The following is a 23612-nucleotide window of genomic DNA, read 5'->3' as shown; positions in this document are numbered from 1 at the left end:
AATATGAACTAATCTTTTTTTTATAATAGATATATTATAATCTGAAATACTTTTTAGAAAAAAATAGTATCGAGAGTATTTATATTGACCGATACAGTTTAAATGAAATCATCATTATAAAACTATAAAGCATTAATAACAATCAAATTAAGTGCATTAGAAACTATTTGCATTACATTTCTCCAAGTTAATATTAAACAGGCATAAGGCAATATTATTTTATAACATGGATACGATTTTTATCGTTTTCAATTAATACGACTTCACCGCTAACTAACTGATTATTTATTTTAAAAAATTGGACTGCGGGCGCAGGTGAATTGTGTACAACTAAAATTGTATATGATGTATTATTAATAAAAAGGGTGACCCCTTCTACATCACTATCTGAAAGTAAAACATTATTTCTATTGTATACAAGCTCTTTTTTAAAGGTTACATGTGTTTCGTCAGGAAGGTATAACAATGTTATAAAGTTATAAAAACCATTATAGTCTTTGTATAGTTCTGCTCTTTTGCTTTTAATTTTTAAATTATATTCTGGAGAATACCATGCATTACTCAATACAATATCAGACTTCTTTATTGATTTTATAATTAAATTATTTTTATTATAAGTTGTTTCTAACCCATCATTTTGTTTTTTAATACTATCGTTAGGGAAGTTAAAATATTGTGAATATCTATGTTGTTTATTACTATAAAAACTGTCAAAAAATAACCAAACGTGTGATTTTAAAGAAATAACTCTTCGTTTAACAGAAACAGGATCTTTGAGCCTTTTATAGGCTGTGTTTTCAGCCTCCGCGTAATCATATAATTCATTTGATTTAGTAAAAACACCTTCTGAACGTGCCTCAAAACTATTAGTCCATGAATCACTATAAATTGAATTGGTCAAATTATCTACGCCTAAAGTATTGTGACTTTTATTACTTTTAAATAACTCCCTCCATTGGTCATCCACATAGGAGTAGCGACCGGAATCTACTAAATAATCTTTTCCTTTTGAAAATAATGTAAAGTGTAATAAATTATCATGACCATGTCCCGCTCCCATTTTTTTTAGATGAATACTTAAATAATTAGCATCCTCTTCCCACGAAGACCTCATATAAAAGTCTCCTAAACTTTCCATATAACGAGAAGCGAAATTAGGTTTTTCACTTATCATTTCATTATATTTTATCATTCCTTCTTTTCCTAATAAAAAGTAATTTTCATAATCTACTTTAGTAAAAGCCCTAGATTTTAAAACTTGATCAGAAAACAAATAAGAAGCAAATGTTAACAAACCTCTAGTATCCGTATCATCACTATCTCCTAAAAGAGGTTGATGATAATTTGGTTTTTGCCATATTACATTGGCAAAAGCCATTTTCTTTGTTTTTTGGATTATATCGTCAGAGAGTTTTAAATTATTTTGCTGAGCTATGTAATTAATATTTAAAAAACAATGAAAAACTTCGTTATGATACATTGGGGACTGTTCCCAATGACCACCATCAGGTAATACTTGAAGATTGATGCAAGTGGTTAATTTTTTTAAAGATTCTATTTCCCATTGTTTAGCAAATTTGAACTCCTTTAAAAATTGTGAAAGATTAAATAAACCTTGATATTCTAAAACTCCCCAATTACTTGTTTTTGAAAAATTATTAAAAGAACTATTAATATATTCTCCATGTTTAATTAATGTAGATATGAATTTAGCAAGAAAATCACTAGTTATATACTTAGAGTTTTTCACATACTCAAATGCCTTTATCCAATTTTCACAACGTATTCCAGCTTCTATTCGTCTCCATGACATTTTTTTTAGATCATTATCAAGAGGGTTATTATCTATCCAGTGTTCAACTTGATTAACAAATATTTTAGCATATTTTTCTTGACCAGTTATAAAATATGCTCTCCCTAAATCTATCCAAAAGCGATGTCTATTTAACATAAAACACCATTCTTCATCTCCATTAGGAATGAATGTCCAATCGATCTCTCGGTTAAATTGATATGGAATATTAGTTTTTTCCATATCCCAATCATACCTGAATAAAAAATAATTATTTCTTACTTGGTCAGCAATCTCTATTGACTTACCTATCTCTTCAGAAAATGTTTTTTTAATAAATTCGTCATTTGAATCAATTTTCAAATATAAATTATCCTTTTCTCTATACAATTTCAGTAATTCTTCCATAGAATCATTAAATTGATTATTAGAATATAATACATCTAGTGCTTCTAGCTGTTCTTGACTAAAATCAAGTTTTTTTAAAATATTAAGCGCCGGATTTTGAGCCTTACCAATATAAAAAGGAATGATTAACAGTACTAAAATTTGAATTTTTTTTAATTTCATAGTAAATGAATTATAAAATATAATAGTATTGATTTTAAGATTTGAAATCTAGAATACGGTTAAGCAAGACATAAAAATTATAAAATTGTAATGCTTATAGTTATTCACCAATCTTTGAGGTGTGCCTTAAGTATATATAGAGGGAGATCATTTAATAGACTATTAGTCTTATATTATGTAATTAAAAACTAATGTATATTGTAAAAGCTAACTTTTCACTATTCAGACTTAGAATGAGTAGTGCTATCAAAGCCCTATAGTAGCTCAATTAAAGTGGTTTAAGGAAATTAAAATAGCCTATGTTTTTTATATTAAAATTAAATAACAAAATGAATAGTTATAAGAATTAGCTAATTAAATCTTATGAAGTATAAATTTCTAGTTTAAAAATGAGTGCTTTTTTAATTTAAAAAAACCTCTAAACAAATGTGCTTAGAGGTCAATAACTAATAAATAAAACTACTAATCTCCTAGTCCTGGAGAAATATCAATTTCACTCTGAGGAATTGGTGAAAAATAAAATTCTTCTCCCCCGCTTGTAATTGGGACTATATTATTTACTATATCTACAGTTTCTACTTCTGATCTATTTGCCAATGCTTCTGAAAGAGTTTCTGTTCTCACTAAGTCAAACATTCTTAAGTATTCACCTGCAAATTCCCATTTTCGTTCTAAAAAAGCTAAATCTGTTAATGTACCATCTGCATTACTTAGTTCTGTTGATGCTCCTGCACGTGTTCTTACTCTATTTAAAGCATTCCAAGCCTCTGGATCATCTCCTCCAGATCTTCCTATAGCCTCTGCATAATTTAATAAAACTTCAGCATAACGCATAAAATATATATTGTAATCAGATATTGTACTTTTAGATCCATCCTCAGATAAATCGCCTCCTACGACTTTTCTAAATAAAGGATGTGGATCTGACCATGTTGCCCACTCTGAACCGATTGGATACGAAGGTGCTCTATCTATTTCTTCAAGCACATAAGTATCATTAAAACGGTTTTCAGTTCCATTTTCTATAGCATCTGCTTGCATATCTTCAAAAAAAGCAATTTCACTAAATATCTCTGTCCACCCACCAGCTTCTGAAGGCATACCAAGCATACCCATAGTTCTATTTCTTACCCCGCAAGAGGTACAACTAACTAAAGTGAACACACTTTCATTTTGATTAAAACGATTAGCTTCCGTCCATAGCTCACGAAAATCAGTATGTAATCCAAAACCGTAAACACTTTCATTATCAATAACTTCTTTTGCTTTTTGTGCAGATAATGCATATTTACTTTCATCTTTTATAGGATATCCCCCCCACATTAAATACAATCTAGATAAAAACGCTTTTGCTGTACCATTATTTGGTCTTGCACCAACTACTGCTACACCTGGATATACATCCGGTAACAACTCTTCTGCATAAAGTAAATCTGATTCAATTTGAGTATAAATGTCCACAAATGAAGATTTCTCCAAATCGTCATTTGAATTAGGGACTAATTGAATAGGTATCCTTCCATAGGTTTTTGTGAGATGCATATAAGCAAAGGCTCTCATAAAATAAGCTTCTCCAATTAATCTATCAACTGTAGTTTGATCTGTACTTATTATGCTATTTTGAGCATCTATAGCAATATTTGCTAAAGTAATAACATCATAACACGTATTATAAGCCATCTCAATATTTTCTGTATTTGAAGTTTGTCTTCTCCAATCTGATTCTCTATAACCAATTTTATTACTTGCACTATGTGTCGTTAAATCATCTCCACCAAAGGCTGCTAATTGAAATTGAGCCCATTGCGCACCTCCCTCCATTAGTTCTCTATACATACCTGTTAGTACCGCTTCTAAAGCATCATCTGTGGTAAGTGACGTTTCTAATTGTACCTCTGAAGGATCTTCTTCAAGATTAGAGCAAGACATAATAATTAATGCAGAAAACATCATTATACTTAAATTTGTCCATAAATTTATTTTAAAAATATTTCGTTTCATCTTTATATGTTTTTATATTAAAATCCTATATTAACTCCAAAGGTTACAGTTCTAGGATTAGGTAATGCACCTGAATCGTATGATGGGGTAACGTCCGAAGTTTCTACTCCACCAGAAGACACTTCTGGATCATATCCTTTGTAATCTGTAATTGTTAATAAATTTTGTCCGCTTAGATATAATTTAACCGAATCGGCAAAACCTTTAATATCAGAAATAGTATAACCTAGAGATAAGTTACTTAATCTAATAAAACTACCATTTTCTATATTTCTTGTTGAATTTATAATATTAGTTCCTGATGTTGGACTATCTGGATCTAGAACTTCTGCACTTGTAGGTACAGTATTTGTACCTGTTGCTAATCTAATAGTCCCCAATGTAGAATTAAGTATTTCATAACCATGTACACCTCTAGTCAAAATATTTAAATCCCAATTTTTATAGTTTAATGTATTATTCCATCCCCATGAAAAATCAGGTGTTCCATTACCAATAATACCTAATTCATCACCATATTGCGCAGTACCATTTTCATCTGCTCCTAAATATTCATATCCATAAAAATTACCTATTGATTCACCTACTTTTAATAAGAAGTAATTTGAAGATCCTGCAACCCCAGTTGGTGCTGCAGTTACAATTTGGTCTGATCCACCAAGATCCATTACTTCGTTTTTAATATACGACATGGTAAGATCTGAATCCCATCTAAACGCAGTATTATCTATAACTGTAGCATTTAAAGTAAAATCTAAACCATAGTTTTTCACTTTTCCAATATTAGTCAATATTGTACCTCCACCATTTGATGCTAAAACGGGTTTTTCTAATAATAAATCTTCTGTTCTTTTGTTAAACCAATCCAAACTTAAGTTTAACCTGCCTTTCATCATACTAAAATCTAATCCTACATTTATTTGCTTCGTGGTTTCCCATGTAAGGTTTTCATCTACAAGTCCACCGAATCCTAAACCTATATCTAATGAAGAACCATCAAACGGAAAATTATTACCAGTCTCTAATTCTTGATATGTAGAATAAGGATCTACATTCTGATTCCCTGTTTCTCCATAACCTGCTCTTAAATTAAGTTTGGAAAAGAAAGAATCCTCTGGTAGGAATAAATCACCATAATTATAAGCTGCAGATATTGAAGGAAAATATCCTGTTCTATTTCCTTCTTGAAATATTGAAGACACGTCAATACGCATGGTACCTGTTATATATAAATTTTTTGAAAAATTAGCCTCTGCTCTTGCCACATATGAGTCCATTGTACTCGTTTCATAATCTGCATTAACCAATTGGCTTTCCGCTAGTTCAGACAAATAAAAAGCATCATCTAATCCTGAAAAAATGTATTGTGAAGCAACAAAACCAGCAGATTTAGTTGTAGATGATTGTAACTCGTATATCCCAGTAACCTTAAGATTGGTATTTCCAAAATCCTTATCCCAAGTTAAAATATTACTTAATTGATAAGTTTCGGAACTAATAGAACCAAAAGTAGAACTTGGTGATAAAATTGTTGTACCGTCCGGTATACCATTATAAACTTCACTAGTTAATGTACTTTGAGTAGAACCTGCTAAAACAGTAAAATTTAAATTATCAGAAAAACTATATGACAAATTTAAATTAGAATTAAAACTTTTCGTCACATCATTGCCGTCTCTTTCTTTCTGAACAGCTATTGGATTAAGCATAATTGAACCATAATCTGAAGTTAAATTATAAGTACCGTCACTATTTACATAATTAACTGCAGGATTCCACCCTAGCACAGCTTGTACTCCTCCTCTACTATCTTGAGCTCCTTGTGAACCTCCATCAATTAAATTATGAGAATCTTCTATAGATCCATATATATTAAGACCGATCTGGAATTTATCTGTTAAATCTACAGTTAAATTACTACGCAAAGCATAGCGTTTATAATCAGTATTTATGATAATACCATCTTGATCTACTAAATTTCCAGACAGGTAATAACTTAATCGTCCTTCTTTACCACTTGCTGTAAGTTGTAAATTATTAGTCATAGCAGTCTGAAAATACTCATCTTGATAATCAGCACCTCCGTTAATAATTGATGATTGAGCACCTGCAAACTCCACAAATTCAGAGGCGTTAAGTAGATCATATTTTTTAGGAACCACAGAAGAAGACATAAAATAATTTAGATTAACTTGAGGTTCACCAGACTTTCCCTTTTTAGTAGTCACCATAATAACACCATTTGACCCTCTTGATCCATAAATAGCAGCAGCTGAAGCATCTTTCAATACATTCATACTTTCAATATCACTACTGTTTAATGTTGAAAGATCACCTCCTATTATACCATCTATAACTACTAATGGTTGATTATTTCCTGTTATGGAATTAGAGCCTCGGATTCTAATTTTAATATCACCTCCTGGCGCACCTGAATTTTTTGAAACGTTTACACCTGCTGAACGAGATTGTAAAGCATCTTCAGCTCTTACAATGGGTTGATTCTCAAAATCTTTTGAACTTACACTAGAAATAGAACCCGTAAGATCACTTTTTCTTTGTGTTCCATAACCCACAACTAAAACTTCGTCTAATGTATTATCTCCTTGCATAGATATATTAATAGTTGGTTGAGTCCCCACTTTTACTTCCTGAGTCTTGTACCCAACAAAACTCACAACCAAGGTCGCACCTTCGTTTACCTCTATATTGTAAACTCCATCAAAATCAGTCACTACACCGTTAGTCGTCCCTTTTTCTAGAACACTTGCACCAGGCAACAAACTGCCTTCAAAATCTGAAATTACTCCACTAATTTGATTTGTTTGGGCAAATACTAATTGCGCTCCTAATCCCGTAAATAAAAAAACATAGAGCAATATGATTTTTTTCTGGGGTTTACATTTTATTTTTAAAAAGTGTTTTTTCATATATCAAAATATTTAAATTGGGTTTAATTTGATTCATTTCTCAAAATGGTTTTTTGTAAAAAATGGGTTAAGTAAGAAGTAATAGTCAATTAATAAGATCTCTTATAAAAAAAATCTATGACTTAAACTAAAATTACATTTAATCACTACAAATAAGTAAAACGATGTGACTTCCTCCACAATAAGCATCGTCACTAACAACATATTTTTTCATATTTTATTTTTTAAAAATTTGCAAAGATGTTAACTCTTTGTAAAATATTAATTGGTACTTAAATATTTAAAATTATTAAACTACTACACAATTAAATCATTATGAAATGACTGAATAAACAATAAAACCAAAATATTTTTAGAACATTGATATTCAGCAATATAAGATTTAAAACTTATCGTTCTCACACGCTATACATTCTTAAACCTGGTACAATTTATATAAAAAAAGAAATAAAAAAAAGAAATAACAATAAAAATGTGCTCGAACACACAAACATTAACAGTTTTATTGTGTTCGTACACATATTAAATTAATGTTAACTTGCATAGAGTAACATAATTAACTATATCCTTGCAGTTTTTTTATGAAAAACAACATTATTATATGATTAGATTCGAAATTAAAGCCTATAATTTAAAACTACGTATTTCATTGATAAAAAAAAAAGCAGATTAATAAGTAATTAAACTTAACAATCTGCTGTTTTTTTTAAGTACACTTAGATCTTATAATCAATCTAAAAATCGGAAAAGACCAAATGAATTAGGTGTATGAAATTCTGGTGTTGGAAAATTTGGATCAACCCATGTAATCCAAATTGGTTCTCTAACTTTTTGTTTATTCAACATATATTTAGCGCGATATAACCCCACTTCCATATATGCTCCAAAATTATCCTTTTTTAATATATTGAGATCTTTCAATGATTTTATACTTAGTTTCCCTTCCACAATAAACCGGTCCAACGCATGATAAGATTTAACTTCAATTTCAGATTTGTCCCAAGACCAATTAAAATCAAATTTCCTATTTGGTAGAGCTTTAAAATCCATAATTCTGGCCTTAGAATCTATCTCGAGACAATAATAAGGCGTCAAGCTATCATTAATCCGAAAAAAAAGTTCGACACGATCAGACTGATTAATACTCTCTCTAGTATTGTCTGCTAATTGTGTGTAAACATCATTATCATTAACCTGGAAACTAAAATAAAAAAAACTATTATCGTAACAAGCTTTGAATATAATAGGTTGAATAGGGTTATTATCCCATGGTGATACAAAATTAGATACCGTATTTAAAGTAGAAAGTTGAGTTGTAATTGTGTTTCCTTCAATTTTAAAATTCTTATCAGGTATCTTTTTTACATTGTAAATTTTCTTTTTCATAAATACTATTATTTTTTACAATGTATTAAGCGTATTATATTTTTTTGCACGAATTAAGGCTTCTATATAATAGTAGTCTGCATAATTTAAAGGCACATCTATTTCATTATTATGTGGTATGCTTCCAACGCTATGTTTTAACAAAAAATGTTTATTCTCTCCAATTTTTGCTCGGTATTTATTTGAAGATAAAACGTTAAGCATATCGTTACTTATATCTTCATAAATACCATTAGTATATGTATTTAATTCGATTAAAGCCGATACCGTAACTGCCGCTGCTGAAACATCACGAGGCGTGTTCGTTTTATCTTCAACATCATAATCCCAATACGGAATACGATCATCTGGAATATCTTCTGAATTTAAAATAAAAGTCGCTATTTTTTTTGCTTGGTTAAGATACTTTTCATCTTTTGTATATCTATAACACATTGTAAAACCATAAAGTCCCCAAGCTTGCCCTCGAGCCCAAGAACTTTCATCTGCATAACCTTGAGCTGTTTCTTTTGAAAGTACTTGCCCCGTTATAGAATCATAATCTACCACATGATAAGAACTATTATCGCTTCTATAATGATTAGCCAAAGTATTATCGGCATGAGCTATTGCAATATTTTTATAGGATTGATCACCACTCATAATTGTCGCATTAAATAGTAATTCTAAATTCATCATATTATCAATAATAACTGGATACTGCCAACCTCGTTCGGCCTGCCAACCTCTATCGGCATCCCAACTTTTTATTAACCCTACACGTGTATCAAATCTATTAGCCAAAGTAGTAGCCGCTTCCAACAAAACATTTTTATATAGAGAATCATTAGTAATTCTATAACCATTACCATAAGAACAATTGAAAACAAAACCTAAATCGTGATAGGCCGCCCAATCTTTATGGCTTTCAAAAAGACTTTGAAAATGTGATGCAGCTTTTTTCCATTTTTCATCGCCTGTGCCTTCATATAAATACCAAGAAGTACCTGGAAAAAAACCTTCCGTCCAATCAAATTTATCACTATCTATAAAGTAGATAGTAGAATCTGGCTCTAATGTTCTTGGATTTTTGTTTTTCAATTCTGCTAATTCTAACAAGCCACTTAGCTGTTTATCTGCATATTCTATTTGAGTATTTATACGCTCTAACGCATTGTTAGACAATTCTGAATTAACTTTAGTTTTATCTTTTTTACATGAAATTATCAAAACACATGCGAGTGATAGTAATGGAATTATTCTTCTCATCCTTAAAATAGTTATGTATTATTTTTGTAATTTAGGTATTGCTAATTTTGACATTGAATAAATCTCCAATTGTCATAATAGAAATAATTAAGCGTTGTTAACGCATAAGGAAGAAAAACTTATTGTGTGAGAATGATAAACTTAGATAATATATTCAAATTTAATTAAAAATATATAAAAACAAATTTTTAATTAAATAAAAAATCTCTTTATCTACTATATAAATCAATATCTTATTAGGTAATCCCCACGAGTATACCATATAAAAATTAAGTACAATATATAATAATAAAGGAATTATAAAGAAAATATTATTTCACATAACACACTGACTATCAATAAAAAGACACCAAAGCAAACTATAAGAAAAGTAATTTACTTCCCGATACAGAAATTAGCAAAAATATTACCTAAGAGTTCATCATTAGTCACCTGACCGGTAATTACTCCAAAATGATACAAAGCTTCACGGATGTCTATTGCCATTAAATCGCTTGATAATTCAGTATCTAAACCGTGTTGTACTTTTTGGATTTCTTCAAAGGCTTTTAATAACGCATCGTAATGTCTTGTATTTGTAACTATCGTTTCGTTATTTCTTAAGGCTCCGGTATTTACAAAGTCTAACAATTTGGTTTTTAAGGATTCGACACCTAAACCAGATTTAGCCGATAATAAATGAACATCTGGAATTACTGATTGTAATAAAGCTATAGTGTCTTCAGATAATTTATCCACTTTATTTACGATGATAACCATCGGTTTTAATGGATATTTATTTTTGACTTTTTCAATTTCAATGCGACAAGCTTTAATAGCTGCTTCTGTATGTAATTCAGTCCCATCAAACAAGAAAACGACCACTTGCGACTGTTCTATTTTCTCGAACGTTTTCTTAATTCCTAAACCTTCCACAACATCTGTAGTATCTCGAATACCAGCTGTATCTATAAAGCGGAAACCAATACCACCAATACTTAGTTCATCTTCAATGGTATCACGTGTAGTTCCTGCAATGTCACTTACAATAGCGCGTTCTTCGTTTAAAAGGGCGTTTAATAAAGTTGATTTTCCGACATTAGGTTCACCGACTATCGCTACAGGAATTCCATTTTTTATCACATTTCCCACAGCAAACGAATCGATTAAGCGTTTTAAAACAAACGTAATACGGGTGATTAATTCACGAAATTGTGTACGATCGGCAAAAGCCACATCTTCCTCGGCAAAATCTAACTCTAATTCTATTAACGAGGCAAAGTTTAAAAGCTCTTCACGAAGTTTTGCAATCTCCGAAGAAAAACCACCACGCATTTGCTGCATCGCGATTTGGTGAGACGCTTCATTATCACTCGAAATTAAATCGGCAACAGCTTCTGCCTGACTTAAATCTAACTTACCGTTTAAAAATGCACGTAATGTAAATTCACCAGCATCGGCCATACGGCATCCTTTACGTAAAAATAATTGAATGATTTCTTGCTGAATATATTGCGAGCCATGACAAGATATTTCGATAACATCTTCGCCTGTATACGACTTCGGGTTCTTAAAAATAGACACCAAAACCTCATCTATCACGCGAGTATCATCTAGAATATGCCCTAAATGTATCGTATGTGTAACCTGATCTTGTAATGCTTTTCCGCGAACAGATTTAAAAGACTCACTCGCTAAACGTATAGCATCTTTACCAGACAAGCGTATCACAGCAATGGCTCCTGCTCCAGAAGGTGTTGCTAAAGCAATAATTGTATCGTTATAATTCATGTGGCAAAAGTAAACATTATCATTAAAAAAGTATCGATATACTCTTATCTAAATCTTAACAGAAATTCAGTTTTTATTCTATTATATTTGTGAAAAATATAAAACAACTCAAACATGTTTAAAAAGATTGCACTACTAGGTTTAGTAGCTTTAGCATTTTCTTGTGCTAAAGAAAAAGATGGATTTACACTTGACGCTTCATTTAACGAAGCTGTAAATGGTAAAGCCGTAAAATTATTAAAAGCTGAAGGACAAAAACAAGTCGTAATTGACTCGACTGTAATTACAGAAGGGAAAGCCCTTTTAGAAGGTGCCGTTACAGCTCCAGATTTATATTTTATAGCAATTGAAACAGTTCGTGGAAATATTCCTGTAATTCTTGAAAATGAGGATATGACTGTTTCTATTGATACCGATAGTATTTTTAATACACGCGTACAAGGGAGTAAAGAAAATGATGCTTTTAATACCTACCAATCGTATATGATGGGGTTACAAAAAAAGAATCAGAGTTTAAGTCAGGAGTTTAGAACAGCTCAACAAACTAAAGATTCTGTTTTAGCTTTAGATGTTCAGAACCGTTACAAAACGATGGTAGATGAAAATATGGCTCATGATATCGAGTTTATGAAATCTAATAATGATGCCTTTGTATCAGCTTTAATTTTAGAACGTCATTTAGGAAATAAAAACATTCCTTTTGAAGATAAAAAAGAGATTTACGATAATTTCACAACAAGAATTAAAGACACACGAGTTGGAAAAACTTTAGGTGAAGCCATTGAAGCTGAAGGCGCTACTGCTGTTGGAAGCGTAGTCGAAAATTTTTCAGCTCCAAACCCAGAAGGTAAAACAGTTGCTTTAAACGACATTAAAGGTAAAGTTACAATTATCGATTTTTGGGCAGCTTGGTGCGGACCATGTAGAAAAGAAAACCCGAACTTAGTGAAGGTATACAATCAATATCACGATAAAGGTTTAGAAATTTTAGGCGTGTCTTTAGACGGAACTCCAAGACAAAAAGATGCTAAAGCGGAATGGATTGCTGCTATTGAAAAAGATGGCTTAGCTTGGCACCAAATATCTAATCTTAACTATTTTGAAGATCCTATTGTAAAGCAATTTAACATTCGTGCTATTCCAGCAACGTATGTTTTAGATGCAGATGGTAAAATTGTAGCTTCAGGTTTAAGAGGACAAGCATTAGAAGATAAAATTGGAGAATTATTAAACTAAAGTTTATTATACTCTCTCACATAAAAAGCCTTCATAGTTTATAATTATGAAGGCTTTTTTATGCTTTTAATCTTCAGAGACATCAACAGTTCGTACAGTTCTCCCCTTCTCGATTAATAAGCGTATATCTTCTAACACCAAATACAAACACGGTACAATAACAAGTATAATTGCCGTAGCAAACACAATCCCAAAACCTAAAGAAATAGCCATCGGAATTAGATACATCGCTTGGCTAGAGGTTTCTAAAATAATCGGAGCTAATCCTCCAAAGGTTGTCATTGTGGTTAAAATTATAGGACGAAAACGTCTCAGACCTGCTTCATGAATAGATTCATAAATCGAGTTTCCAGCAAGTCGTTCCTTATTTGCATAATCAATCATAATTAAGGAATCGTTTACCACAACTCCAGATAAGGCAATCACTCCCATTAAACTCACCAAAGACAAATCGTATCCCAATAAAATATGACCAATAACAGCGCCTACTATACCAAATGGAATAGCAGCCATTACAATTATAGGTTGAATATAACTACTAAAAGCCAAGGCTAGCAATGCATAAATTAATAACATTCCTATTGCAAACCCTGTTTTTAAAGTATTGGTACTTTCTCGCATATCGGCTTGGCTACCTTCAAAACTCCACGTGATTCCAGGGAAATCTGCACGAAGCTGAGGTAAAGTTTCATTCTGTACCGATGTAATCACCCGGCCAACTGCATTGGCTGGCTCTACATCCATACCCACATTTACCACTCGTCGTCCATCGCGACGGTTAATACTACTAAAAGCTTCCTCCTCTTCAATAGCAACCACATCCATTAATGGCACTTCAATGCCATCTGGAGTTTGGATTAAAAATTTCTCTAAGTTTTTGATGTCTTTGCGTTCTTCTATAGGTAGTTTAACACGGATTTCAATTTCATTCATACCTCGTAACTGACGCATGGCTAGTGCTCCAAAAAATCCATTTCGGACTTGCCGACCAACTTCATCTGAGGTCAGTCCCAGATTCCGACCTTGAGGTAACAGCTTAAAATTATACTGCATTTTACCTTTATTGTAATTATCGGTAACATCTCTAGTATTCGCAAAGGTTTGCATGCGTTCTACAAAGGCTTTACTGGCGCGTTCCAAAACCTCTATATCCGAATGACTCAAATCGACACTAATATCTTGTCGTGCGCCTCCTGGACCACGCTCGGCTTCAAAAGTAATTTGGTCCACACCTTCAATATCTCCTATATTATCACGCCATAAAGCGATGACTTCTGCTGCTGTAATATCACGCTGATCGGGTGGTAACATCACAATTTCAACATCTATAAAATTTTGTCCGCGTACATTGGTTTTTATGCCTTCGGCGACCTCATACAGGTTATGTTCTTCAAACATCCGTTGGGTAGATTCCGAAATATTATGAGCTACTTTTGCGGCCTGATCAGGTGTTGTGCCTACAGGAAGTCGAACTCCTGCTTCAATTTCGTCGGCTGCAACTTCTGGCATCATAATCATACCCATATGTCCGCTAAAACCATACGCTCCAACAACAAGTAATAGTGCAATAGCTGCACTAAGGGTAATATATCTGTATTTTAAACAAATATCCAGGTACGGTTGGTAATGTCTGTCTATAAGTTTATCAAATCCTTTGGCAAAGGACTGTTGCCAGCCTTCTAGTTTAAGAACCCATTTGTTTTTTTTACGTGTCTTCTTTAGATGTCCAAGATGGGATGGTAATATAAATAACGCTTCCAATAACGAAACTGCTAAAATTACAATCACCACGGCGGGTAAAGGTTGCCAGAATTTCCCAGTTTCTCCCGGCATAAATAATAACGGAACAAAGGCTATAATGGTCGTAATAATACTAAAAGTTACTGGTAAAGACACATCTTTTGCACCCGCAATTGCTGCATCTATAGGACTGAGTCCTTTCTGTCGATATTCATATACATTTTCACCAACCACAATCGCATCATCTACCACGATACCGAGAACCACGAGAAAACCAAACATAGAAATCATATTTACGCTAACGCCAATTAGTGGTAATAAAATTATTCCGCCAATAAAAGAAACAGTCATCCCCATCATAACCCAAAAGGCTAAGCGGTATTCTAAAAATAAAGTTAGAATGACTAATACTATTAGAATAGCCAGTAAACCATTCTCTGTTAATAGAGTAAGTCGTTCGCGATAATCGGCTGCGCGATTACTATCTGTTCTGTAATTAATTCCAGGAGGCAACTGAAAATCTGCCATAATCTCTTGCGTAATATCTGCGATATCTAAAGGCGATTGATTTCCGATTCTGAAAATACGAAGCTCGACATAATTTTGCTGATTAAACTGCCCGTGAAATCCTGTTTCTTCAAAGCCATCGGTAATGGTTGCAATATCATTTAAAGTGACTTTTGCGCCATCTTCTGAAGACACAATTGTGATATTTCCAAATTCTTTCGCCCATTGTTTCCGCTCTTGCATGCGTAATAAAATCTCACCACTTTGTGTTTGTATGGCTCCCGCTGGCACATCGTTGCTACTTTGTTGAATAATAGCCGCAACCTGACCTAAGGTTAAATTATATTTTTGAAGCGTTCGCCTCGGAATTTCCACACTAGTTTCAAACTCTGGGACGTTCCCCAATTCCACTTGAGTAATTTCAGAATTACTTAACAATCGCGTTCTTAAGCGTTCTGCAACTTCTCGTAACGTCCAAACATCGGCATCGCCATAGAGCCCTATTTGAAGCACATCTCGTTGCCGTGATTGCAGACGAACCTCTGGGCGTTCAATATCGTCTGGAAAAGTCCGAATCCTATTAATAGCTTGGTCTATATCTTGAAAGACTTGCATACGTTCTGCTCCTGCCACAAGCTCGATACTAATTTCACCCGAACCTTCGCTCGCTTCAGATACAATTTCCTTAATCCCTTGAACACCTCTAACCGCTTCCTCTACAGGTTGTAACACGCCTTGTTCTACTTCTGCTGGCGACGCTCCAGGATAGGCCACAGAAACATCTACAAAATCCAATTGAAATTCTGGAAAAACCTCCTTTTGGATGTTATACATTGTAAACAAACCACCAACTAATAATAGCAACATTAGTAAATTTGTTGCAATGGAATTCCTAGCCATATAAGCAATGGCACCTTCCTTTCGTACCGGTTTATTTTGTTCCTTATTGTCCTCTGCTTTCATGCTACGCGTTCTTCATTTAAATTACTTCGCTTCCTTATCTTGAGCTGTTCTTAATGCGATGCCTTCACTTACGGTACTTAAATCGGTAATGATAACTTGATCGTTGTTGTCTAAACCACTACGGATATAAGCATGCGTATCATCTGTTAAAACAATATCTACCTTCCGTATTTCTAATTTTTCCTGTTTCATCACCCAAACGGTTTCATTCCCACGAACATAATCCCGGTTTAATTTAACAACATCCTTAATGTCATCGCCTTGCATATTAACCTCTACAAATGTTCCAATCATGAGTTTTGGTTGGTCTTCAAGTTCTTTTTTGGTAGCCAACGGGTCGTCTACTTTCACGAGAACACGGGCTAATCGTGTTTGTCCATCTAAGGCTCCTATCTGCTTATCTAAATAGCCTTCTCGATAGCTATCTTTAGCCCAATCGGTTTCATTTTCAATGCGTACATGAGCCCCTTTTTCATTCTGATTATTAGGAAAACTTAGCCATTTTAACTTCCCAACAGGCACGGTCGCATTAATCCAATAATACTCAGACCCGACTAAACGCCCTAACACATCACCTTGACTCACTAATGAACCTTGCGTAACATTCTGACTAAGAATATGAGCATCGAAAGGTGCGCGAATGGTGGTGCGTTGTAAATTTAAACGCGCCTGTTCTACTGATGCATTCGCAGCGTTTATAGTGGCTTCTACAGCATTAAGTTGCGGTTGACGAAGTACCAATTGCCGTTCTTCTTCAGAAAGTGGATTATCGCCAAACAAAGAATCTCCTGCAATGAGTTGCAAATCTTGTTCTGCAATTTGTTGGCGTCCCATTTCTGTATCTAAAGTGGTTTGTGCTTGTACGAGTTCACTATTTCTTAGTGCTAGAGTATTTTTATAATCGGAAGGGTCTATTTGTAATAGAATTTGATTTTTCTTAACAAAACCACCTGGAGTAAAAGCAGGATCACGACGGATAACTTGGCCAGATACCAACGGACTTAAATTAATATCTTCTACAGCTTGAACGGTTCCGGTTGCGACAATTGTAGGTGTAAAAGTTCCTTTTTCAACCTTTAAAACATCGACTAAAATAGCGGTCTCAATAGTTGCGCCTTCTTTTTGTGCCTCGGGCTCTGTAGAAAAGATGACTACCGTGACCAGTGCTCCTAAGCCAAGAATGGCCAAACAAATCCAAAGTATTTTTTTAGTGTTCATAAATTCTGTTCTTTTATACTTAAAAAACTTAAAGCTACATATTACTGTGTTCCCCAAGTTTTCCTACTCATTTTCTTCCTCTAAGCTGCGTCCTGTATCAAAACTCCCTGCTAAAGCACGATATAATCCAATACGCATTTGTATTTGTCTCAATTGAGCATCAACATAATCACGACGCAATTGTTGCTCCTGATTTAATCCGATAAGGACATCCAAATACGGACTATAGCCATTTAAAAATTCTATACGGAGTTGTTTATTACTTTGCTGAGATAATGTTAACTGTCTCTTAATATTCGCTGTTCGTTGTTTTTGCATAACGTCTTGCACCAGTCCGTCTTCCACCTCTTGGAAGGCCTCTAAAGTCACTTGCCCATATTCGTAAAGGCGCTGTTGTTTAATGGCCTCGTTACGATTTACTTCGGCCTGAAGTTGTCCACCATAAAATATTGGCGCTAGAATATTTCCCGCTAAAGAATAGGCCCAGTTCTCGAATAGATTCGCAAAATTATTAGATCGTAACTGACCGTCTATATTGACAGAAATTCTGGGATATTTATTCCGAACGGCTGCAGCCATATCGCGGTCGGCCGACATTAAGATGGCGTAAGATTGTTGCAGGTCTGGCCGCCTTCGCACTAACTCTAAAGACAATCCGGTTTGCGGTAAATCTGGTAAATTAGGAGCGAATTCCTCGTTAATTTCAATAACCGTTTGTGGTTGTCTGCCTAACAGTACAGCGAGCTGGTTTTCTAAAATCTGAACATCTGTACTATAAATTATATGCTGTTCTCTAGTACTTTCTAGTAATTGAGCTTGACGCAGAATATCGACGGTTCTAATTTGACCACCTACCAAACGCGACCGCATGAGTTTAATTATATTTTCGTTAGTTTCAATTTGATCATCTGTAATTTGTAATTGTTTTCTAGCAGCTAAGAGTTCGTACCAAGTTGAAGTAATTTCTGCAGACAGCGAAATGGCAGCTGCACGATAATCGTATAAGTTTGCTTCTGCCCTAAATTTTTCTGCTTGGATGGCTGTACCTATTCGGCCCCATAAATCTAATTCGTAAGAAGCCGATAATCCGAGTTGCGTATTTTCACCACCAGTAAAATCGTTTAACGGAAAATTCTCTGCTGTTTGTGCGCGGGCTTCAATTTGTGGCCATTTATTAGATGCTTCGCGAGATATTACAGCATTCGCAGCCAAGAATTGTTGCCATGTTGCTGCCAAATCAAAATTGCGTTGCATCGCACTATCGATTAAGGTATTTAAAGCTTCATCTTCAAAAGCCCTCCACCATTTATCTTCTAGTATTTGTTCTCCTGTAGTAGAGAATTCTTCAACATCATTTATAGGTACAGCAATATCTGAAAATCGTGGTGAACAGCCCACAATTAACAAAATTATACCCAAAATTATATATTGGAAATTAGTTTTTAAATGCATTGATATCTTAAGATCATGATTACGTTTTTAGTAATTACCCTAAGATAAAATTTTTATATTACATTCATTATAAGACTAATACAATAATTGCGTTTGCGTTAACAATTAATTGGATTCCACTCGTTTTTAGTTTGAAAAGGATTTAAAAATTCATTTTGAATTTAATAAAACACTTTTAAATCGGATTGCGATTTTAAGAATGAATATGGATTCTACAACGCTAATTGAGTCGTCCCATTTTATGCATCACAAAGAGTATAATAATTGGAATAGCCAATAACCCAATCATTAGCATATCGGTTTTAAACAACATAGGCATCAAGATTAAAGTTGTGATATAACCGCCTATTGCACCTCCAAAATGGGCATCGTGACCGATATTTCCAATACGGTTTTTCATGCCATAAATCGAGTATAATAAATACCCAATTCCAAACACATAAGCAGGAATTGGAATGGGAACAAAAAACATATATAAGCTCATGTTTGGCTCTAATAAAATAGCTGAATATAAGATTCCCGTTACAGCTCCACTCGCTCCTACCGCACTATATTCATATTCATTTTTATGAAAATATAACGACAGTAGGCTTCCTAAAACCAAACTCACCAAATACACCACTATAAAATTAAAATTGCCTAAATAGGCCACCACAACATCTGCAAAGAAATACAGCGTAAACATATTAAAAAATAAGTGAGACGTATCGACATGTAAAAATCCAGAACTAAACATTCTTATTTTTTCACCACGATTTATCGCACCAACATTGAATTTATATTTTTCAAAAAAACCAAAATCATTAAACCCTTTTAAGGAGATAATCACATTTGCTGCAATAATTACAATAGTCACTATACTTAAATTACCCATAAACTATAATCTTATATTTCAAATATACTATATATTTGTTTTCGCAAAACTAAAACTAAATAATGCAATTCCTCGCTTATATTCTTGTTTATCCTATAATTTGGCTCATATCCATACTTCCCTTTAGATTGTTATATGCATTCTCAGATTGTCTGTATGTGTTACTTTATCATATTATTGGATATAGAAAAAAAACAGTGAAAGAAAATTTAGATTTGGTTTTCCCTAATAGATCTGAAGCCGAGAAAAAACGAATCACCAAAGCTTTCTATCACCACTTATGTGATATGACCGTGGAAGCCATGAAATCGCTCACCATTTCTGAAGCTGAAATGAAAAAACGATTCCAGTTTAAAGACTTAGATGTCATTCATGATTTAGTAGGAAAAAACAAAAGTATAGCTCTAATGTGCGCGCATTATGGTAGTTGGGAATGGATTTTTGTATTACAAACTTACGTAGACGTAAAAGGGTACGCTGTTTATAAAAAACTTAAGAATCCGTATTTTGATAACTTAGTAAAAAAAATACGAGCACGATATAATAGTTATTTAATTACCACTAAAGAAACCGTGCCTACATTAATGCATGCAAAAGTAAATGGTAATCAAACCATTTGTGGATTTGTATCCGATCAATCTCCAAAAGCCATTAGTGCACATCATTGGACTGAGTTTATGGGTATAAAAGTACCTGTGTATACTGGTGCCGAAATGTTATCGAAACGTATTGATATGTCTGTGGTGTTTTTTAAAACCAAACGTTTAAAACGTGGTTATTACGAAACCACTTTCGAGTTATTAGCAGAAAATGCAAAAGACTATGAAAATTACGATATTACAGACACTTTTTTAAGAAAAGTAGAAGCACAAATTGAAGACGCTCCGCAATATTATTTATGGACACATAAACGCTGGAAACACAGAGATAAAGTCCCAGCCGAATTTCAGTAAAAAGACTATCTAAAAAAATGAATTTTCGTCAATCTGAATTTGTTTCAGGTTCACATCGTATTTGCTTATCGATTGGAATAAGATTCTGAAATAAATTCAGAATGACGGTTATTTGAAATAAAAAAAACCTTACAAGTTTCTAAAACTTATAAGGTCAATATATTATCTACAATTTAAGAAATTACAAACCAGCAATCTCAGAAATTTCAGCAATAAAACGATCTGCTAAAGCATCAGCTTCAGTCTGACTTCCTGCTTCTGTATAAATTCTAATAATAGGCTCGGTGTTACTTTTACGTAGATGCACCCAATTTGTTGGGAAATCTATTTTTACACCATCTATAGTTGTAATTTGCTCAGAAGCATATTTATCTTCCATTGTTTTTAAAATCCCATCGACATCCAATTGTGGTGTTAACGCAATTTTTTTCTTACTCATATAATATTGCGGATACGATGCTTTTAAAGCACTAACCGACATTTTCTTTTCTGCCAATAAACTTAAAAATAAAGCCACACCAACAAAAGCATCACGCCCATAATGTAAGGCAGGATAAATAATGCCGCCATTACCTTCTCCACCAATAACAACATTATTCTTTTTCATTAAGGTGACTACATTCACTTCACCAACAGCACTAGCTTCGTAAGTTCCGCCATGTTTTTCGGTAACATCACGTAACGCACGCGTAGAACTCATATTACTTACAGTATTCCCAGGTTTTTTGCTCAATACATAATCGGCACAAGCCACAAGTGTGTATTCTTCTCCAAACATTTCACCAGTTTCATCCATAAATGCTAAACGGTCTACATCAGGATCGACTACAATACCAAAATCGGCATGTTCCTTAACTACAGCTTCAGATAAATCGGTTAAATGTTCTTTTAAGGGTTCTGGATTATGCGGAAATTGTCCGTTTGGTTCACAAAATAACTTTACAGCTTCTACACCTAAACGTTCTAAAAGTAAAGGAATCGCTAAACCTCCTGTAGAGTTTACACCATCTACAACCACTTTAAATTTGGCATCTTTTATGGCTTCTACATTCACTAAAGGTAACTCTAGAACTTCATCAATATGAATATCAATATACGCATCGTTTATAGAAATTTCACCTAAACTATCAACATCTGCAAACTGCACAGTGTCGGCTTCGGCAAAGTCTAATATTTTAGCACCTTCTTCAGCATTTAAAAACTCGCCTTTAGCATCTAATAATTTTAAAGCATTCCACTGTTTTGGATTGTGGCTAGCTGTTAAAATTATACCGCCATCGGCATGCTCTAGAGGCACAGCTACTTCAACAGTTGGTGTGGTAGATAATCCAAGATCAATCACATGAAAGCCCATACCTACAAGGGTATGCATGACTAAACTCTGTATCATTTCTCCCGAAATTCGAGCATCGCGACCTACAACTACTCGGTAATCTGCTTTGTCGCGTTGTGCTTTAATCCAAGTACCATAAGCTGCAGCAAATTTAACAGCATCTATTGGAGTTAAATTATCTCCTACAGCACCACCAATGGTACCTCGTATTCCTGAAATTGATTTAATTAATGTCATAAAATAATTTAAGTTTCAACAAATATAATATTTCAATATGGTAATCTTATATTTTGAATTTGTAAATTCCCCAAATGAATTATTTAGCGCACATTTATCTTTCTGAAAATCGTCCAAAAGTGACCATAGGAAATTTTATAGCCGACGGCAATGGCATTAGAGGAAAGTCCTATCAAAAATTCCCAAAAGACATTCAAGTGGGGATTTTATTACATCGCCAGATTGACACCTTTACAGATGCACATCCCACAGTAAGACAAAGTACCAAACGCCTGCATGAAAATTATGGGCATTATTCGGGTATTATTGTCGACATATTCTACGATCATTTTTTAGCTAAAAACTGGTTGAACTATTCCGACATCGCTCTTGAAGATTATGCGCAACAATTTTACAGCTTATTAGATACTAATTTTAGCGATTTACCAGAACGTACCCGCTACCTTTTACCGTATATGAAAAAAGGGAATTGGTTGTTAAGTTACGCCTCATTAAAAGGTATTGAAAAAGTCTTAATTGGTATGGATAAACGCACCAATAACCAATCGCAAATGCACTTAGCAATAACCGATTTGCAAACCCATTACGATGCTTTCGAAACCGAATTCACTTCTTTTTTTGAAGAATTACAAACCTTTTCACACCACAAACTAAAAACCATCTTAGATACTATATGAAGTCATTTTACTACGCCCTCCTTTTACTCTTAAGTATTACATCTTGTAAAGATAACACGTCTAAAACTCCTGAAAAAATTATTGGGGTTACAGCAAAAAACGCCATGGTTGTTTCTGCTAGAACAGAAGCCTCTGCTATCGGAACCACCATTTTAAAACAAGGCGGTAATGCATTCGATGCCATGATGGCTACAGAACTTGCATTGGCTGTCGCTTACCCTTACGCAGGAAATTTAGGTGGTGGCGGATTTATGGTGTACCGACTTAATAGTGGAGATATAGGTGCTTTAGACTATCGTGAAAAAGCCCCAATGGCGGCTACAAAAAGCATGTATTTAGATGATGACGGCAATGTAATCCCAGACAAAAGTACATTAGGCGGTATGGCTATTGGTGTACCTGGAACTGTTGCAGGCGTTTTTGCTGCTCATGATAAATTTGGAAGTTTACCTATAGCAACCATTTTGGCACCTGTAATTGCTTTGGCTAAACGCGGCGTTATTGTGACAGAAAAACAAGCCAAGCGCATTCAAGATAAACGAAAATTATTTCAAGAAGTAAACAAAGACACCATTATTTTTGATGCCGACTGGAACGTAAATGACACTATTAAATACCCAGCATTAGCAAACACTTTAGAACGTATTTTAAAAGAAGGTAAAAATGGATTCTACCAGGGCGATGTTGCCAAAACATTAACCGCTTTTATACAAGATAATGGCGGG

General features: G+C 33.7%; 15 protein-coding genes. 4 read left to right on the top strand and 11 right to left on the bottom strand.

Features of this window, described 5'->3' with window-relative positions; genetic code table 11:
* Positions 1-214 precede the first annotated feature (214 nt).
* The 6 genes from AST99_RS10890 to mnmE form a co-directional block, all read right to left on the bottom strand.
* The gene (locus AST99_RS10890; protein WP_057781870.1) at positions 215-2362 is read right to left on the bottom strand and encodes a heparinase II/III family protein; all 2148 of its coding nucleotides are present in this window, start codon (positions 2360-2362) and stop codon (positions 215-217) included.
* 462 nt (positions 2363-2824) lie between these two features.
* A complete protein-coding gene (locus AST99_RS10885) occupies positions 2825-4363 on the bottom strand; it encodes a RagB/SusD family nutrient uptake outer membrane protein (RefSeq protein WP_057781869.1) in 1539 nt (512 codons plus the stop codon).
* A 17-nt stretch (positions 4364-4380) separates the two neighbouring features.
* The gene (locus tag AST99_RS10880; protein ID WP_057781868.1) at positions 4381-7293 is read right to left on the bottom strand and encodes a SusC/RagA family TonB-linked outer membrane protein; all 2913 of its coding nucleotides are present in this window, start codon (positions 7291-7293) and stop codon (positions 4381-4383) included.
* Between the two features lie 729 nt (positions 7294-8022).
* Positions 8023-8679 carry a sugar-binding protein gene (locus AST99_RS10875; protein WP_057781867.1) on the bottom strand — a complete coding sequence of 219 codons (657 nt, stop codon included), beginning with the start codon at positions 8677-8679 and terminating at the stop codon, positions 8023-8025.
* Between the two features lie 15 nt (positions 8680-8694).
* Complete coding sequence (locus AST99_RS10870; RefSeq protein ID WP_057781866.1) at positions 8695-9927, bottom strand: YyaL domain-containing protein; 1233 nt, start codon at positions 9925-9927, stop codon at positions 8695-8697.
* A gap of 375 nt (positions 9928-10302) precedes the next feature.
* On the bottom strand, positions 10303-11697 hold the full coding sequence (gene mnmE, locus AST99_RS10865; protein ID WP_057781865.1) for a tRNA uridine-5-carboxymethylaminomethyl(34) synthesis GTPase MnmE: 1395 nt from the start codon (positions 11695-11697) through the stop codon (positions 10303-10305).
* Between the two features lie 114 nt (positions 11698-11811).
* Between mnmE and AST99_RS10860 the strand changes: the two genes are divergently transcribed.
* Positions 11812-12933, top strand: a complete 1122-nt coding sequence (locus AST99_RS10860) for a TlpA disulfide reductase family protein (RefSeq protein WP_057781864.1) — start codon at positions 11812-11814, stop codon at positions 12931-12933.
* Positions 12934-12999: 66 nt separating this feature from the next.
* On the opposite strand, the gene AST99_RS10855 is transcribed toward AST99_RS10860, so the two are convergent.
* The 4 genes from AST99_RS10855 to AST99_RS10840 form a co-directional block, all read right to left on the bottom strand.
* A complete protein-coding gene (locus tag AST99_RS10855; protein WP_057781863.1) occupies positions 13000-16143 on the bottom strand; it encodes an efflux RND transporter permease subunit in 3144 nt (1047 codons plus the stop codon).
* Between the two features lie 21 nt (positions 16144-16164).
* Complete coding sequence (locus tag AST99_RS10850; RefSeq protein ID WP_057781862.1) at positions 16165-17361, bottom strand: efflux RND transporter periplasmic adaptor subunit; 1197 nt, start codon at positions 17359-17361, stop codon at positions 16165-16167.
* A 63-nt stretch (positions 17362-17424) separates the two neighbouring features.
* Positions 17425-18780, bottom strand: a complete 1356-nt coding sequence (locus tag AST99_RS10845; protein ID WP_232301615.1) for a TolC family protein — start codon at positions 18778-18780, stop codon at positions 17425-17427.
* A 253-nt stretch (positions 18781-19033) separates the two neighbouring features.
* Positions 19034-19687 (bottom strand): rhomboid family intramembrane serine protease, encoded by a 654-nt coding sequence (locus AST99_RS10840; RefSeq protein ID WP_057781860.1) that lies wholly within the window; start codon positions 19685-19687, stop codon positions 19034-19036.
* A gap of 62 nt (positions 19688-19749) precedes the next feature.
* Between AST99_RS10840 and AST99_RS10835 the strand changes: the two genes are divergently transcribed.
* Positions 19750-20640, top strand: coding sequence for a lysophospholipid acyltransferase family protein (locus tag AST99_RS10835; RefSeq protein ID WP_057781859.1), 891 nt, complete (start codon positions 19750-19752; stop codon positions 20638-20640).
* Positions 20641-20821: 181 nt separating this feature from the next.
* Here AST99_RS10835 and glmM read toward each other — a convergent pair whose 3' ends face one another.
* Entirely contained in the window at positions 20822-22210 is a 1389-nt protein-coding gene (glmM, locus tag AST99_RS10830; protein ID WP_057781858.1) for a phosphoglucosamine mutase, read from the bottom strand.
* A gap of 74 nt (positions 22211-22284) precedes the next feature.
* Here glmM and AST99_RS10825 point away from each other — a divergent pair, with 74 nt between their 5' ends.
* Together AST99_RS10825 and AST99_RS10820 are read left to right on the top strand one after the other, a co-directional pair.
* Positions 22285-22887, top strand: a complete 603-nt coding sequence (locus tag AST99_RS10825; RefSeq protein WP_057781857.1) for an acyl carrier protein phosphodiesterase — start codon at positions 22285-22287, stop codon at positions 22885-22887.
* Positions 22884-23612: gamma-glutamyltransferase (locus AST99_RS10820; protein ID WP_198151487.1), on the top strand; the 729-nt coding region annotated here is incomplete at its 3' end. The genes AST99_RS10825 and AST99_RS10820, both read left to right, overlap by 4 nt.

This window comes from Formosa algae (assembly GCF_001439665.1).
In the GTDB taxonomy this organism is placed as follows: Bacteria; Bacteroidota; Bacteroidia; order Flavobacteriales; family Flavobacteriaceae; genus Formosa; species Formosa algae.
This window is presented reverse-complemented; position numbering and strand designations above follow the sequence as displayed.